Genomic DNA, 15237 nt, shown 5'->3' with positions numbered 1-15237 from the left:
GCGGGGTAACCCATACTTCTTGGTCGAACATCTGAACACGCGCGGACGTGTATGCGAATGTACGTCCGCTAGTGATGGACGCGGCGGTAGCGACGCCAGCTGTCCCGTTGATGGCACCGGCGTTGCGGCTGAGCCATTGACGACCAACCCGGCCCAGGCCCAGGAGGATTCGGGGTGCAAGCGAGACCTTGGCGGCGGCGTGCCGACCGCCCCCGTCCGGCTGGCCGTCGGTGGAGTCGTGGACTCCGCCGCGGCGGCACTTTCGCACGACGCGTGCTGGTGAGGCGGCGCGGCGGGCTCGACGCGGGCGCTCCGCCCGGCGTCGACGAAGTGCAGCCGGTCGGGCCGTACACCACGCTCACCTGGCCCGACGGGGAGACCCGGAGAGCCGGTGACCCGGTGCACGGCACCCCGGTCCGGCGGCGTGCCCGCGAGTCCCGGCCGGCCACCCCGGCCGAGCGGCTGGCGAGCGAGGCGCCCCAGTCGGCGCCGCTGCTCACCGGCGAGCACACGATCGCCCGGCGTTGCCAGTTCGCGCTGGTGCAGTCCTGCACGCTCGCCAGCCTGGTGCTGGGCTTGGCCGCGATCTACACCGTGTTGCAGGGCGAGGTACGGATCGGCGCGGCAGTGCTGCTCGCCTGCGTCCTGTTCGACGGGGCGGACGGCGCGCTGGCTCGTGCGTTCGGCGTCTCGACGCCGTTCGGTGCGCAGATGGACTCGTTGGCGGACATGTGTTCGTTCGGCATCGCGACGCCGGTCGTGGTGTTCGCGTGGCTGGTCGGCCCGAGTTCCACGGTCGTGGCCGGGGTGGCCTGCGCGATGATCGCGATCTGCGCGGCGATCCGGCTGGCCCGGTTCAACGTGTCGCCGAAGAACGGACGGTTCTTCTCCGGTGTTCCGACCACGATCGCGGCGGCGATCATGGTGATCGCGGTGCTGCTGCGGCCGGAGGCGGGCCGCTGGGCCGCGCCGCTGTTCGTCGCGGCGCTCGCGGTGGCGATGGTGAGCTCGTTCCCGTACCTGAAGATCGGTGCGCTGCGGCGGGTGCCGCGCTGGTTGCTGCCGCTGGCAGCGGTGGCGGTGGTGCTGGACCCGACGACGACGCTCGGCCTCCTGGTCGGCGCCTACCTCCTGTCCGGCCCGCTCCTCTGGGCCCGCCAAAAGCGAGGCATCACCGCGGTGTGAGCGGCCCGCCCTGGATGGGCTCCAGGTCCGGATAATCCCAAAAGGGCCGCCCCAATGGGGCGGCCCTTTGTTGTGGGTGGCTACTCGGCCAGCCAGCGGGCGAGGACGGTTTCGCCGCCGATGACGCGTTCGCCGGGGGAGACCCGGGGCTCGGCCTTGTCGGCGGGGAGGTAGACGTCGGTGCGCGAGCCGAACCGGATCAAGCCGTACCGCTCACCCCTCGCGAGCAGCGCCCCGACCCCGGCCCGGTTCACGATCCGCCGAGCGATCAGCCCGGACCGCTGCGCCACCACGACCCGCCCGTGCACGCTCTCCAGCACCGTGTAACAGGCGACGTTGTGCTCGGCCGCCGCGGTCATCGCGTTCGCGTATCCGCCCTCCTCGCGGAGCACCGACACCACGCGCCCGGCCACCGGCGACCGGTTGACGTGCACGTCGAACACCGACAGGAACACCGAGATCCGCAGCCACTCGTCCGGGCCGAAGCGGGTGTCGGTGAGCCGCTCCACGGCCAGTACCTTGCCGTCCGCCGACGAGACGACGGCCTCGGCGTCGTCCGGCACGATCCGGCGCGGGTCGCGGAAGAACGCCGCCACCGGCAGCGCCAGCGCCGCCGGCACCAACCACGCCTTCGACCGCGGACGCACGACCTTCGTCAGCAGCGCGGCACCGGCCGCGAGCCCGCCGAACGCGACGCCGTTCGAGTCGATGCCCATCCGCTTCGTGACCGCGACGTGGCTCGGCACCACGGCCGGGTCGAGCCGGGCAGCCAGGTGGGGCGTCGCCGGGTTGAAGCGCAGCTGGTGCACCCGCAGCGGCGGGAACGAGCGGAACACCCGGTCGGTGCGGACCGCGTGGTCGGCCACCACACCGGTGAGCGGGTCGCCCGCGGTCGCGTCGGTGGCGACGGCCAGGACGCCGTCCGCCGCGAGCAGCGGCCGGATCCGGTCGACGACCGTCGGGTGCAGCACCGGACGCGCGACCACCGCGACGTCGACCGGGGTGGGCAGCTCCGCCGGGTCCGTCGGCAGGTCCTTGCGGACGGTCACCCGGCCGGACAGCGTCGCGTTTCCCGCCAGCAGGTCGTCCACCGGACCGTCAGCGACGACGACCACCTGATCGCCGGGCATGATGACCGCCAGCACCCGGTCGACCACGGTGTCACCGGCTGTCACCCCGATCACCAGGACCGTCTTCGGTCCCGGATGCCGGGCGACCTCGCTGGTCAGCGTCTTCGCTGCGACCGAGCCCACCGGCCGGTCGGAGAGTGCGAGCGGTCCGGCGTCCGGCCGGGGGAAAACTGCGTGGTCAGCCATACCTCACCCTGGGTGTCGGCGATCTCTCGTCCGAACCCCAACAGCCGGACGCGACTCCAGCATATTGCTGAAGCCGCGCCCGGCCGGGCGGTCGGTCAGGGCACCCTCGCCCGCTCCGGTGCGGACGCCGTCGGGGCGGTGTCCACCCGCACCGCCGCGGCGAGCGCACACAGGAGCAGTGCCCCGGCGACCAGGAACCAGACAGTCATGACGCCGTGCTCCCATCCCGGTCGGCCGGCAGCTCCTTGGTGTCGGAACGGAGCGGGAGCTGCGCGGTCGGCCGCGCGTCCTCGTCGACGGCCGGAGCCGGGGTGTCGCCGGCCGGCGCGTCCCCGGCGGTCTGCGAGCTGTCGGCCGAGTCGGCAGGCCGCTCGGCGTCGGAGGGCGAACCGGCCGTGCCGCCCGCGTCGTCCCGCCCGGCGGTGGTGGCCGGACGCTCGGCGACAGCGGTGGCCGAGCCGACCGAGCCGGCGGGCTTGGCCGGGCTGACCGGGACCGGGTCCTCGAAACCCGCGTCGCGGTAGGCCGCGGCGATCGCGTCCGCGTCCAGGACGCCATCGACCCGGGGCAGCGACATCGAGGCCAGGAACGGGTCGTTGTACGGATCCACGTCGAGCGCGGCCTGGGGTGCCTGCGGAACGGTCAGCGGCGCCTCGGCCGGCCGACGCTGCGGACGCAATGCGCTCACCAGCCCGACCAGACCGATCACCAGCAGCGTGCCGGCGCCGATCCAGGCGGCGGGGAGGTGCAGCGGGTCGCTGCTGATCATCGCGATCCCCCACCACGCCACCGCGGCGCTGAACAGCAGGGCGAAGACCAGCGAGACGCTGTCGACGGGGTGCCGCTTCATCGCGTGACCTCCAGGTCACCGGCGCCGTGGTGAATGACCAGCTTCAGCTCGCTGGTGTCCGGGCCGTTGTCGCCGTTGTCCGAGTACGTGTTGTGGATGCCCAGACCGTCGTCGCGCTGGTCGAGGATCTTGGCGTCACCGGCGCCGAGGTCGTACTCGACGATCACGTCGACGTCGTCGGGCAGCTCGATCTTGCTGTCGCCGAAGCCGGTGTTGATCGTGACGGTCTTGGTGACCCCGGTGAAGTCGACCCTGCTGAGGTCGAGGTCGAAGTCACCCGCGCCCAGCTCGTAGGTCGGGGCGACCTGTTCGGGGGTCAGCGGTCGGTACGAGAGGTCCCGGCCGTTGACGTTCGGCCCGGCGTCGACGTTCTCGGCGATCGACCCGATGCCGAGCGCCAGCGCCAGCGCGAAGCCGATCGGAATCAGCCAGCGGGCCCGGCCGACCCAGGTGCCGATCAACAGACCGGCGGCGACGATGCCGAGTGCGAGCGCCACGAACCCGGTGAACGGGATGCTCGCACCAGCGGCGTTGACGATCACCAGGACGACGATCGCGAAGCAGACCACCGAGATCGTCAGCCGGCCGAGCACCGAACGCTCCTTCGGGCGCTTCCCCGGCGGGACGACCGGCGGTACCGGGTGCATCGGAGGCGCGGACGCTACCGGGCCCGCGCCGTACGGGCCGTAGGGGCCGTAGGGGGCGAACGGCGGCGTGTAGCCACCCGGCGTGCTGTACGGGTCCGAGTGCGGAATCCCGTAGGGGTCGGCGTGCGGCGGGGTGTACGGCGGTGCGCTCGCCGTGAACGGTGCCGCGCTGGGCGTGGAGTACGGCGTCGAAGCGGTGGCGAACGGCGTCTCGGGGGCGGGCGGAGCCGACGGGGGCGGCGGCGTGGCCATGCTCGAGGCGCTCGGCACGCCCGACGCGCTGGGCGTGCTCGCGGCACTCGCGGCGCTCGCCCAGGACGCTTGCTCGCTGGGTGCGGTCGGACCGGCGCCGGTCGTCATCCACGGCGCGGTCGGCGGCGTCGGGGGTGCGGGCGGAGTGGGCGGCGCCGGGGGCGTCGGCGGAGCGAAGCCGAGCGTGGGGTCGGGGACCGGCGCGCCGTGCGTCGCGGGGTAGCCGTTGTGCTGGCCGGTGCGTCGCAGGAGCAGCATCCCGCCGATGAGGCAGGCCGCCAGCAGCAGCGTGGCCTGGAAGCCGTTGCTGAACGAGCCGACGAGCACGATCGCGGCCAGCGCGATCAGCCCCAGCGTCAGCGCGGGTGAGGTGCCGGAGCGTCCACGTCCGAGCAGCGACTCGAGCGGCGAGGCCGGCTCGTCGTCGACCGGGAGGACGATCCAGGCGACGAGGTAGAGCAGCGCGCCGACGCCGCCGAAGAACACCAGCACGGTGAGGATGACCCGGAACAGGATCGGGTCGACGCCGGTGGTGCGGCCGAGACCGGCGCAGACACCGGCGATGAGCTTGCCCTGTCGGGTGCGGGTGAGCGTCCGGCCGCGGTTCCAGCTCCATCCGCTACCGCCGGCACCACCCCACGGGGTCGCGCCCGGCGGGAACGGCCCACCGGGAGGCACCGAACTACCGCCGGGCGGAAACGCCCCACCGGGCGGAATCGGCCCGGGCGGCGGCGCGTCCGCACCGGTCGGCCCGCCCGACGTGCTCGGGGCGTCCGACGCGGTCGAAGCGCCAGGCCCGGCCGGAGCGGCGTCCCCGGTCGGGGCGTCCGATGCGCTCGGGGCGGGACCGCTCGGCGGCGTCGATCCGGCGGTGACGGGCTCGGTCGGCGCGTCCGCCGCGGGCGGCTTCGGGTCCGTCTCGGGGGCGGAGGAGGCCGACGACGGCGTCTCCGCCGCGACGGTCGGGCCGCCCGAAACCGGCTGGGCGTCCGAGGCCGGCGGGGTCGGCGGGGTCGGCGGGGTCGGCGGGGCCGGCTGGGTGGACGGCGTCGACCCGGCTGATGCGGAGTCCGACGCCGCGGCCGAGCCGCTGGGCGGGGTGGAGCCGGTGTCCGACGTTGGCTCCCGGCGGGGGTCGAGGCTGTCCATGCCATCGATACTCCTGGCCTGGAGGGCCCCGGGCCATCGGGCACGACCCTGATCGGACCCTGATCTGCACCGGGGTCGATTCTCCGGGGCACACCCCGTGGTCTCCCGCCTCCATGCGTGTGACGATCGGAGACGTCGACGTGGACGTCGACCGCGAACCCCCGGGAGGAACGATCACTACGCCAGCCCACCGCGGGCCCGGCGCCGGCGCTGTTACGGCCCCTCCCGCGTCATCCGCGCCGAAGGCCGCCACGCCTCTCGGCGCAGTCCCATACGCCACCGCGACCCAGTACGCCGAGGTCCCGTACGCGGCGGCTCAGCAGCAGACGGCCCACTACCTGGCCGCTCAGCACGCCCGTCTGGAAGCCGTCCAGCAGGCCCGCGCCGAAGCTGACCGGATCGCCGCCGAACACGCTGCCGCGCATCGCGCCGCCGTCGAGCGCGCCACCGCCGAACACGTGGCTACCCACGGCGCCGCAGCCGAGCGCGCCACCGAAGCCGTCCGGAAGGCCACGAAGGCGACCAAGGCCGCGATGGCTGCGGCGGCGCCCTCACCGGCCGCGGCGCCGGGCTTCGTCACCTCCGGCCTGGCGACGCCGTCGGGCGTGCCGATCCGCCGGCTCTACCGCCGGACCGACGACCGCGTGCTGGGCGGTGTCGCCTCGGGTATCGCCGAGCACATCGGCGCGCGCCCGCTCGTCGTCCGACTGGTGTTTTTGCTTTTGTTGACGTTCGGCGGCATGGGCGCCGTGCTGTACGCGGTCTTCTGGGCCGTGCTCAGCCTCGACCCGGCTGCGGAGCAGCGCGGGCGACACCGCGACACCGGTCAGCTCGTCGCGTTCCTGGTGTTCGGTCTCGGCATCATCGTCGTGCTGCTGGGCGTCGGGGGGAACAGCCAGCTGGTGCTGGTCTGGTGTCTCGGCGTCGTCGCAGTCGGTGCGGCGCTGGTCTGGCGCCGAGCCGATCCGGTGCAGCGGCGGCGCTGGACCGCGGCCGCCCCCCAGGTGCCGTGGCTCGGTCCGGTGCTCGCCGGCGGTCGGGCGATGACCGCGATCCGGCTCGCGGGCGGCGGCGTCCTGGTGATGGTCGGTCTGGTCGGGTTCCTCGTGTTCACCGGCGAGTGGCAGTCGGTGCGGGACGGGTTCCTGTTCGGCGTCGTGCTGCTCACCGGTGTCGCGCTGGTGATCGCGCCGTGGCTCGCGCAGATCATCGGCGAGCTGCGGTCCGAGCGCAGCGAGCGGATCCGCTCCCAGGAGCGAGCCGAGATCGCGGCGATGGTGCACGACCAGGTGCTGCACACGCTGGCGCTCATCCAGCGCCGCTCGAGCGACCCGCGTGAGGTCGCCCGGCTGGCCCGCGGCCAGGAGCGCTCGCTGCGCAACTGGCTGTACAAGCCGACGGCGTCGGCCGCCGAGCGGATCGGTGCCGCGTTGGAAGAGGCCGCCGCCGAGGTCGAGGACGCGTTCGCGGTGAGCGTCGACGCGGTCGTGGTCGGCGACTGTGCGCTGGACTCGCCGCTGTCCGCGCTGGTCCAGGCGTCGAGGGAGGCTTTGGTCAACGCGGGCAAACACGCCGGAGTAGCCTCCGTGTCGCTGTACGCGGAGATCGAGCCCGACCAGGTGAGCGTCTTCATCCGTGACCGCGGTCGTGGTTTCGACGCCTCGCGCGTGGACGACGACCGGCATGGCGTGCGTGGCTCGATCCTCGGTCGGATGGAGCGGCACGGCGGAAAGGCCGAGATCCGGAGCAGCCCGGGGAGCGGTACCGAGGTCCGGCTGACGATGAAGCGAACGAACGGTGATGAGTAATGACCACTCCGACTGACGGCCGCATCCGGGTCGTGCTCGTCGACGACCACGGCATGTTCCGGGCCGGCGTCCGCGCTGAACTCGGTGGTCGGGTGGAGGTCGTCGGCGAGGCGAGCACGGTGCCGCAGGCGGTGTCGGTGATCACGTCCCTCACCCCGGACGTCGTCCTGCTCGACGTTCACATGCCGGACGGCGGGGGACGGGCTGTGCTGGAGGCGATCCGGCCGACGCTGCCGCAGGTGAAGTTCCTCGCGCTGAGCGTGTCGGATGCCGCCGACGACGTGATCGGGCTGATCCGGGCCGGCGCGCGTGGGTACGTGACGAAGACGATCGCGGCCGACGAGCTGGCCGACGCCGTGCGCCGGGTGGCCGAGGGCGACGCGGTTTTCTCGCCGCGGCTGGCCGGGTTCGTGCTCGATGCGTTCACCCAGCGGCCGGAGACCGTAGTTCGCGACCCGGAGCTCGACCTGCTCACGAACCGGGAGCGCGAGGTGCTGCGTTTACTCGCGCGGGGCTACGCGTACAAGGAGATCGCGTCCGAGCTGTTCATCTCGGTGAAGACGGTCGAGACGCACGTCTCCAGCGTCCTGCGCAAGCTGCAAATGTCCAACCGCTACGAACTGAGCCGCTGGGCAGTAGACCGAAGGCTGATCTGATCGTCTAACCCGCGAAAGGCCCGCATCGCACTGCGATGCGGGCCTTTCGCTTTTGTACGTGCTACGGCGGGCTCGCCCCCTGGGCGGGCCGCCCTCATCACTCGGCTTCGGCGAGCAGGGTGTAGAGCTTGCGGCGGGCGTCGGTGAGGATTTCCACCGCCTTGGCGCGCTGCTCCTCGGTGCCGACCTGAGCCACCTGACCCGCCGCGTGGACGACCGGACCGATCGCCGCGTGCAGGTCGAGCATGCTCTGCTCGACGCCTTCGGACACCTGTGCCCAGGGCGCGGTGCCCTCGGCCAGTTTGTCCGCCTCGGCGCGGCCCTGCTCGGTGAGCGAGACCAGCCGCTTGCCGTCGGACTCCTCGATGGTGACGAGACCCTCGTCCTCCATCAGCTGGAGCGCCGGGTACAGCGAACCCGGGCTCGGCCGCCAGACGCCGTTACTGCGCTCGGCGATCTCGCCGATCATCTCGTAGCCGTGCATCGGCCGCTCGCGGAGCAGGACGAGGACGGCGGCGCGGACGTTGCCACGCCTGGCCCGACGCCCGCCCCGGCCGTGCGGCCCGAACGGACCGAAGCCCGGACTCCCGGGCGGAAACGGCGGGACGCCGCCGAAGCCGGGAAAGAAACCCTGTCGCCCACGGCCTCGGCCGCGGTGCTCGTGAGGTGTGCGGTACATGAGTGCCTCCTGTGTAAATTTCACTACCGATGCTCTAACGATATATCGGAAACTATCTCGATGCAACCGCGATCGAGATCAATGCGTTAGCGGGCCTCCGTCGAACGGCCAATGGTGGGCCAGCGCATCGGATTGCTCGCCCGGTCAGGGACGCCAACGGGCTGTTTGGGCGCATACCATCGGTACATCTCGACTTCCTGTCTCGGCGACCGGCTGGAGGTGAGGCTCGCTATGTCGACGCGTGCGCTCCGACCCGTTTTGGACACTGGCTTGTTCCAACCCCTGGTAGGGGGTTGGGCCCTCGCTGTGGGCTTTGGCCCTGACGCTTGTCCCGCCTGCCCTGGACGGGCCGAGGCATGAGCGCCGAGGCCACCCCGTTCGGGTCGAATCCGACCCAGCCGCTCGGTCGTCGCGGATCAGACGATCCGCAGACCGGCGGAGCGGTAACGGGGGGGCCGGTGGCCAGGAGAGCGCTACGGGCTCTCCTCCGCGCCGGGGCGGTCGCCGCACCCGGGCGCAACCGCCAGAACGATCCGCTGGCGAACCTGCTGGCACTGCACCGCGAAGCTCACCCGAAGGCCGACGTCGAGGTTCTCCGTCGGGCCTACACGATCGCGGAGCGCGCGCACCGCGGTCAGATGCGCAAGAGCGGCGAGCCGTACATCACGCACCCGCTCGCGGTCACCGAGATCTGCGCCGAGCTGGGCATGGACACCACGGCCCTGGTCGCCGCGATCCTGCACGACACCGTCGAAGACACCCAGTACACGCTGGACCAGCTGCGAGCCGACTTCGGCGACGAGGTCGCACTGCTGGTCGACGGGTTGACCAAGCTCGACAAGGTCCGGTTCGGGACGGCCGCCGCCGAGGCCGAGACCAACCGCAAGATGATCATCACGGCCGGCCGCGACCCGCGCGTCCTGGTGATCAAGCTCGCCGACCGCGTCCACAACATGCGGACGCTCGGCTTCAAGTCCGGCCCGTCGCAGCAGCGGATCGCCAGGGCCACCAACGAGGTGCTGATCCCGCTGGCCGGTCGGCTGGGGATCCACAAGATCAAGCGTGAGCTCGAGGACCTGGTGTTCCGGATCCTTCAGCCGGACGCCTACGCCGAGGTCGAGCGCCGGCTCGAGGCCCGGATGGCCGAGCGCACGGTCTACCTCGACGGGCTCGTGCAGGAAGCAGCCGCCGAGCTGAAGGCCGCCCGGATCAAGGCCACGATCACCTGGCGCGAGCGTCACCGCAAGTCGGTGTGGAAGCAGATCAACAAGACGCCGAACGCGCCCGACGACTTCATCGGTGCCGACCGGCTCGTCGTGGTCATCGACGGCGACCCGACGGAGTGCTACGCGGCGCTCGGCGTGATCCACGGTCGATGGCACCCGATGCCGGGCCGCTTCAAGGACCACATCGGCGTCCCGAAGTTCAACATGTACCAGTCGCTGCACACCACGGTGATCGCGCCCGAGGGTCGCTGCGACGTGCTGATCCGCACCGAGGGTATGAACCGGGTCGCCGAGTACGGCATCGCCGCGCTGCACCGCTTCGGCCGCGACCGGGTGGGTGACGCCGCCGCCGAGCTGGAGTGGCTGCAGCGCGTGCTCGACTGGCAGGAGGACGCCGCCGAGCCGGGCGAGTTCATGGACTCACTGCGCTCCGGCCTCTCCGACCACGAGGTGCTCGTCTTCACCCCCAGCGGGCGCGCGATCAGCCTGCCCGAGGACGGCACACCGGTGGACTTCGCCTACGCGGTCTCCACGCGGCTCGGCGACCGATGCATCGGCTCCAAGGTCAACGGCCAGCTCGTACCGCTGGCGCGGCCCCTCTCCGACGGCGACGTGGTGGAAGTCCTCACGTCGCCGTCAGAGTATGCGGGGCCCAGCGAGGAGTGGCTGACGTTCGCGAAGAGCCCGCAGGCCCAGATCCACATCCGTCGCTGGTTCGCCGAGGACGTCTCGGACGCCTCGGTCGAGGACGGACGCCGGGACATCGCGGCGGCACTGGCGGCAGAGGGACGGGTGCTGGCCCACGACCGCCCGCTCTCGATGCTCGCCAGGGTCCTCGACCTGCCGGACCACGACTCGCTCTGCGCAGCGGTGGCTGACGGGCGCCTCGACCCGACCGACGTCGCCCGCCGCCTGATCCTGATCGTCGACGGGCCCGGCGAGGACTGAGTTCTACTCGACCCTGATCTTGCGGCTGACGGCATCGGTCTGGGCACCGTCAGCGGCGGACTCCCGGTACACGGTCAGCGTGAACTCACCACCGCTCGGGGCCTCGACCGTGAACTGGAACGGCTGCTTTTCGGTCGAGCCCGCGGACGCGTAACCGCTGATCGCCTCTCCACCACCGGAGTCGGTGAGCTTCCACAACACGGTGCCCTCGAACGCCACCCCGGATCCCCGCACCACGAAGCTGCGTGCGACGGTCGCGCCCTCGGCGGGCGCGACCAGCGTGATCGGTGCGGCTCCCAGAGCCGCCGTGGAGATCGGGCTCGCCGCCGTCGTGGTGACCGTGGTTTCACCACGTGTGGCGGACGTCGGGGAAGCGCTGCCCTCGTCGTCACCACCGCAGGCCGAGGCGGTACCGAGGACGCAGAGCGCGGCCAGGGTCGTGGCCGCCGCCGTGTGTCGGATGTCGTGTCGCCGCATGTGCTTCCCCCCGCTGGTCGCATCCATGCTTTAACCTGCCGGGCGCGACGTCGAGCACCGACGCACATCGTTTTGCCCGAGAAGTCCGGGAGAAGCCGGTGGCCGTACCGTACCGCCTGCTCATGGACGGCGAAGACGTCGTCGTCCACCGTCATCCGCATGTGCGGGTGCTGTTCCGCCCTGCGGTGGTGACTGTGGTTACGGTGGCGATCGCCGGGCTGCTGATCGCGGTGGTGTCACAGGCGTCGACGCGGTGGGGGATCGCCGCGGCCGCGCTGGTGCTGGTCACCGCGTCGGCGTTCCGCCCGGTTCTGCACTGGGCGACGACGACGCTGACCGTGACCGACCGCCGGCTGCTGCTGCGGTCCGGCGTCCTGTCGCGGTACGGACGGGACATCCCGCTCGGCCGGATCGACGAGGTGTCGTTCGAGCACACGCTGCTGGAGCGGGCACTGGGCTGCGGCACGCTCTACGTCGAGCTAGCGGGCGAGCGCGGCGTCGTCGTCGTGCAGAACGTGCCCCGGGTCGAGCGGGTGCAGGCGGCGATCTACGAGCTCCTCGACGACGAATTCGAGGAGCTCGACGAGGACCTGCTCGAGGAGCTCGGCGAACCTCAGTAGTCGGCGCGGACCGGTTCGCGCCCCGAACGCTGCTCGGGGATCACCGGAACCGCCGGAACCGGCTCGAGCTCCTTGCCGAACACCCAGCGCTTGTACGACCAGAACCGGAACAGCGTCGCCACCCCGATCGCGAACAGCCGCACCACGTTCAGCGCGAGCTGGTCGTGCAGATCGAACCCGTACTTCGCGACGCCGACGATCGCCGCGGTGATCGCCAAGCCGACGCCGTTGAGCAGGAAGAACAGCGTGTACTCGCGGCGCAGCCCGGATCGTTCGTGCTTGCGGAACGTCCAGTGCCTGTTCAGGAAGTACGACAGCGTGGTCGCCACGACCGTGGCCACGATCTGTGCCTTCACCGGGCCGATCACGAACAGCGCGTTGAAGATCACGGTGTCGACGACGAAGTTCAACGCTCCGATGACGCCGAACGACGCCAGCTGGCGGAGGAGCCCTTCCCGACCTGCGCGAAGCTTCGCCAACAAAGTCACGTTGGACACGATAGAGACTCGATGCACGCCACCATGCGGCATTGGTCAGATGTGCTCAACAGTCCCTCTCGTCCCTACCGCTGCGGCGCCGGTTCGTCCTCCGGCTCGTACAGCTGGTCCTCGGGGTGGAGGAACACCCACCGCCGGTAGGCCCAGAACCGGAACGCGGTTGCGATCCCGATCGCGAACAACTTCACCACGTTGAGCGCCGCGACGTGCTCGACGTGGAACGCGTAGGTTGCGATCCCCAGGATGGCAGCGGTGATCAACAGCCCGATCGCGTTGAAGCCGAAGAACAGAAGGTACTCCCGGCGCAGGCCGGAGCGGGCTCGATGCCGGAACGTCCAGTGCCGGTTCATGAAGTAGGACGAGGTGGCCGAGACCGTCGTCGAGATGACCTGGGCCTTGATCGGGCCGATGAACAGCAGCGCGTTCCAGACCGCGAAGTCGAGCGCGGTGTTGACGATGCCGATGATGCCGAACTTCGTCAGCTCTTTGATCAGGGCGTGCCACCGGTCACGAAGACGCCGCACGAAGTTCACCGAACGAGAATACGGGGCGCTGTCCTGCGGCGCTCGCGGGGTGAGTTGCTGCATCATCTGGCCACGGGCCGGAGCTGTCCCGGGTTCGACCGTGTGGCCGAGGCCGCAGCGGCGGGATCCGGGGACCGGGGGATCGATGCTGGCCAGCTAGGCTTTCGGGCCATGCACCCCCGTACCGGACTCCCGGTAGTCGGCATGGTGGGCGCCGGCCAACTCGCCCGGATGACCCATCAGGCCGCGATCGCGCTCGGGCAGTCGCTCCGCGTCCTCGCCGCGGATCCGGACGACGGCGCCGCGCTGGTCGCCGCCGACGTCCTGATCGGCGACCACACCGACCTGGCCGCGCTCCGCAAGCTCGCGGCAAGCGCCGAGGTGGTCACGTTCGACCACGAGCACGTGCCGCCGGAGCACCTGCGCGCGCTGGTCGCCGAGGGCGTCACCGTCTACCCGGGGCCGGACGCGCTGATCCACGCCCAGGACAAGCAGGTCATGCGCGAGCGGCTCACCGCACTCGGTGCGCCGGCGCCGCGCTGGGCCCCGGTCGGGTCCGTGGAGGACGTCGTGCGGTTCGCGGCCGCCGGGCAAGCCTCGGCGACCGGCGGAGGAGCCGCTGCCGCAGGAGCCGGCCGCACGGTGGTGGCCAAGGCGACCCGCGGTGGCTACGACGGCCGCGGCGTCTGGATGATCAGCGACCCGTCGCAGGTACGTGAGCTGCTGGACGCCGGGACGTCGCTGATCGTCGAGGAGCGGGTGCCGCTCGTCCGCGAGCTGGCCGCCGTCGTGGCGCGTTCGCCGTTCGGTCAGGTCGCCGCGTGGCCGGTCGTGGAGACCGTGCAGCGGGACGGCATCAACGTCGAGGTGATCGCGCCGGCGCCCGGGCTGTCCGAAGAGCGGGCGATCGAGGCCCAGGAACTGGCGATCCGGATCGCGGCCGAGCTCGGCGTCGTCGGTGTGCTGGCGGTGGAGCTGTTCGAGACGCCGAACGGAATCCTGGTCAACGAGCTGGCGATGCGTCCGCACAACTCCGCGCACTGGACGATCGAGGGCTCCCGGACGTCGCAGTTCGAGCAGCACCTACGGGCGGTCCTCGACTACCCGCTCGGAGCGACGAACCTGACCGCGCCGTACGTCGTCATGGCGAACCTCCTCGGCGGGGACGTCACGCCGCCGCGCCCAGGGACGTACCCCCGCTCGGACACGCACCACCGCCCTCCGGCCGAGATGACGCTCGACGAGCGGCTGCACCACATGATGGCCGCCGAGCCGGGCGTCAAGGTGCACCTGTACGGCAAGGAGCTGCGCCCCGGGCGCAAGGTCGGCCACGTCACCGCGCTCGGTGACGACCTGGACGACGTCCGCCGCCGAGCCCGGCGTGCGGTCCACTGGCTACGCGAGGGGCAAGAGACGTCATGACCGTCGGTCTGATCATGGGCAGCGATTCCGACTGGCCCACGATGAAGGCAGCGGCCGAAGCGCTCGCCGAGTTCGGGATCGAGCACGAGGTGCGGGTGGTCTCCGCGCACCGGACGCCCCGGGCGATGCTCGACTACGCGGAGTCCGCCGCCGACCGGGGGCTGAAGGTGATCATCGCGGGCGCCGGTGGCGCCGCGCACCTGCCGGGCATGGTGGCCTCAATGACGCCGCTCCCGGTGATCGGCGTTCCCGTGCCGCTGAAGCACCTCGACGGCATGGACTCGCTGCTCTCGATCGTCCAGATGCCCGCGGGCGTGCCGGTCGCGACCGTGAGCATCGGCGGCGCGAGGAACGCGGGTCTGCTGGCCGTGCGCATCCTCGCCGCCGCCGACCCGGACCTCCGCGAGCGGATGGCGCGATTCCAGGACGACCTGCGCGCCCTGGTTGCCACCAAGGACGCCGCCCTTCAGAAATCTGTCCACCTGTAGACGTATCCCGGGCAGGCGATACGTCGAGAGAAGGACAGATTTCAGCGCGGACCGTGCGCGGGCCACTCGATCTTGGGGCAGCGGTCCATGACGACGGTGAGGCCCGCCTCGCCGGCCCGGGCGGCAGCGTCCTCGTCGACGACGTCGAGCGGCATCCAGACGCCGCTCGCGCCGATCGTGATCGCCTCGTCGACGTGCGGTGCGACGAACTCCGAGCGGCGGTAGACGCCGACCACGTCGACCGGTTCCGGCACCTCCGTGAGCGAGGTGTACCCCCGCTCGCCCAGGACCGATTCCGCGCGGGGGTTCACCGGCACGATCCGGACGCCGTTGCGCTGCAGAAACGCCGCCATCTGGTACACGGTCCGGTACGGCGTGTCGGTGAGCCCCACGAACGCCCACGTCTTCGCCGCCAACAGTGTGCGAATGTCGTCGGGCGAGCTATGCGTCATCGCCTGCCTCCTCCGATTCCTACGCAGTAACGCGCCGAGCG

15 protein-coding genes are annotated in these 15237 nt (G+C 71.4%); 7 read left to right on the top strand and 8 right to left on the bottom strand.

The features are described from left to right. Positions 1-273: 273 nt before the first annotated feature. Positions 274-1185: a CDP-alcohol phosphatidyltransferase family protein gene (locus BUB75_RS19695; protein WP_073258992.1), complete on the top strand. Its 912-nt coding sequence runs from the start codon at positions 274-276 to the stop codon at positions 1183-1185. 80 nt (positions 1186-1265) lie between these two features. Here the strand turns inward: BUB75_RS19695 and BUB75_RS19690 are convergent, their stop codons facing one another. The 3 genes from BUB75_RS19690 to BUB75_RS19680 form a co-directional block, all read right to left on the bottom strand. Then, positions 1266-2501, bottom strand: a complete 1236-nt coding sequence (locus BUB75_RS19690; protein ID WP_073258991.1) for a phosphatidylserine decarboxylase — start codon at positions 2499-2501, stop codon at positions 1266-1268. A gap of 205 nt (positions 2502-2706) precedes the next feature. Then, a complete protein-coding gene (locus tag BUB75_RS19685) occupies positions 2707-3351 on the bottom strand; it encodes a hypothetical protein (protein ID WP_073258990.1) in 645 nt (214 codons plus the stop codon). Further along, a complete protein-coding gene (locus BUB75_RS19680) occupies positions 3348-5399 on the bottom strand; it encodes a PspC domain-containing protein (protein ID WP_084741497.1) in 2052 nt (683 codons plus the stop codon). Before BUB75_RS19680 ends, BUB75_RS19685 begins: the two co-directional genes overlap by 4 nt. Positions 5400-5512: 113 nt before the next feature. Here BUB75_RS19680 and BUB75_RS19670 point away from each other — a divergent pair, with 113 nt between their 5' ends. Both BUB75_RS19670 and BUB75_RS19665 read left to right on the top strand, forming a co-directional pair. Further along, positions 5513-7207: an ATP-binding protein gene (locus BUB75_RS19670; protein ID WP_218617642.1), complete on the top strand. Its 1695-nt coding sequence runs from the start codon at positions 5513-5515 to the stop codon at positions 7205-7207. Next, positions 7207-7863, top strand: coding sequence for a response regulator (locus tag BUB75_RS19665; RefSeq protein ID WP_073258987.1), 657 nt, complete (start codon positions 7207-7209; stop codon positions 7861-7863). Before BUB75_RS19670 ends, BUB75_RS19665 begins: the two co-directional genes overlap by 1 nt. Before the next feature lie 97 nt (positions 7864-7960). Here the strand turns inward: BUB75_RS19665 and BUB75_RS19660 are convergent, their stop codons facing one another. After that, on the bottom strand, positions 7961-8542 hold the full coding sequence (locus tag BUB75_RS19660) for a PadR family transcriptional regulator (protein ID WP_073258986.1): 582 nt from the start codon (positions 8540-8542) through the stop codon (positions 7961-7963). Between the two features lie 458 nt (positions 8543-9000). Here BUB75_RS19660 and BUB75_RS19655 point away from each other — a divergent pair, with 458 nt between their 5' ends. Continuing rightward, positions 9001-10716 carry a RelA/SpoT family protein gene (locus BUB75_RS19655; protein ID WP_178379920.1) on the top strand — a complete coding sequence of 572 codons (1716 nt, stop codon included), beginning with the start codon at positions 9001-9003 and terminating at the stop codon, positions 10714-10716. A 3-nt stretch (positions 10717-10719) separates the two neighbouring features. Here BUB75_RS19655 and BUB75_RS19650 read toward each other — a convergent pair whose 3' ends face one another. Next, positions 10720-11220 carry a Gmad2 immunoglobulin-like domain-containing protein gene (locus tag BUB75_RS19650; protein WP_084741496.1) on the bottom strand — a complete coding sequence of 167 codons (501 nt, stop codon included), beginning with the start codon at positions 11218-11220 and terminating at the stop codon, positions 10720-10722. A 71-nt stretch (positions 11221-11291) separates the two neighbouring features. Between BUB75_RS19650 and BUB75_RS19645 the strand changes: the two genes are divergently transcribed. Continuing rightward, positions 11292-11813 carry a PH domain-containing protein gene (locus BUB75_RS19645; protein WP_073258983.1) on the top strand — a complete coding sequence of 174 codons (522 nt, stop codon included), beginning with the start codon at positions 11292-11294 and terminating at the stop codon, positions 11811-11813. Here BUB75_RS19645 and BUB75_RS19640 read toward each other — a convergent pair. Further along, positions 11807-12301 (bottom strand): GtrA family protein, encoded by a 495-nt coding sequence (locus tag BUB75_RS19640; RefSeq protein ID WP_073259205.1) that lies wholly within the window; start codon positions 12299-12301, stop codon positions 11807-11809. The two genes, BUB75_RS19645 and BUB75_RS19640, sit on opposite strands and share 7 nt — an antisense overlap. Positions 12302-12375: 74 nt before the next feature. Continuing rightward, positions 12376-12843 (bottom strand): GtrA family protein, encoded by a 468-nt coding sequence (locus BUB75_RS19635; protein ID WP_178379919.1) that lies wholly within the window; start codon positions 12841-12843, stop codon positions 12376-12378. 162 nt (positions 12844-13005) lie between these two features. On the opposite strand from BUB75_RS19635, the gene BUB75_RS19630 reads away from it, so the two are divergent. After that, positions 13006-14256 carry a 5-(carboxyamino)imidazole ribonucleotide synthase gene (locus BUB75_RS19630; protein WP_073258982.1) on the top strand — a complete coding sequence of 417 codons (1251 nt, stop codon included), beginning with the start codon at positions 13006-13008 and terminating at the stop codon, positions 14254-14256. Further along, entirely contained in the window at positions 14253-14744 is a 492-nt protein-coding gene (purE, locus tag BUB75_RS19625) for a 5-(carboxyamino)imidazole ribonucleotide mutase (protein WP_073258981.1), read from the top strand. The genes BUB75_RS19630 and purE overlap by 4 nt, the downstream gene beginning before the upstream one ends. Positions 14745-14785: 41 nt before the next feature. On the opposite strand, the gene BUB75_RS19620 is transcribed toward purE, so the two are convergent. Continuing rightward, on the bottom strand, positions 14786-15196 hold the full coding sequence (locus BUB75_RS19620) for a CoA-binding protein (protein ID WP_073258980.1): 411 nt from the start codon (positions 15194-15196) through the stop codon (positions 14786-14788). Between the last annotated feature and the right edge of the window lie 41 nt (positions 15197-15237).

Origin of the sequence: Cryptosporangium aurantiacum (genome assembly GCF_900143005.1) — a bacterium.
GTDB lineage: Bacteria > Actinomycetota > Actinomycetes > Mycobacteriales > Cryptosporangiaceae > Cryptosporangium > Cryptosporangium aurantiacum.
Note: the sequence above shows the minus strand (reverse complement) of the source record. Positions and strands in the feature narration are given on the sequence as shown.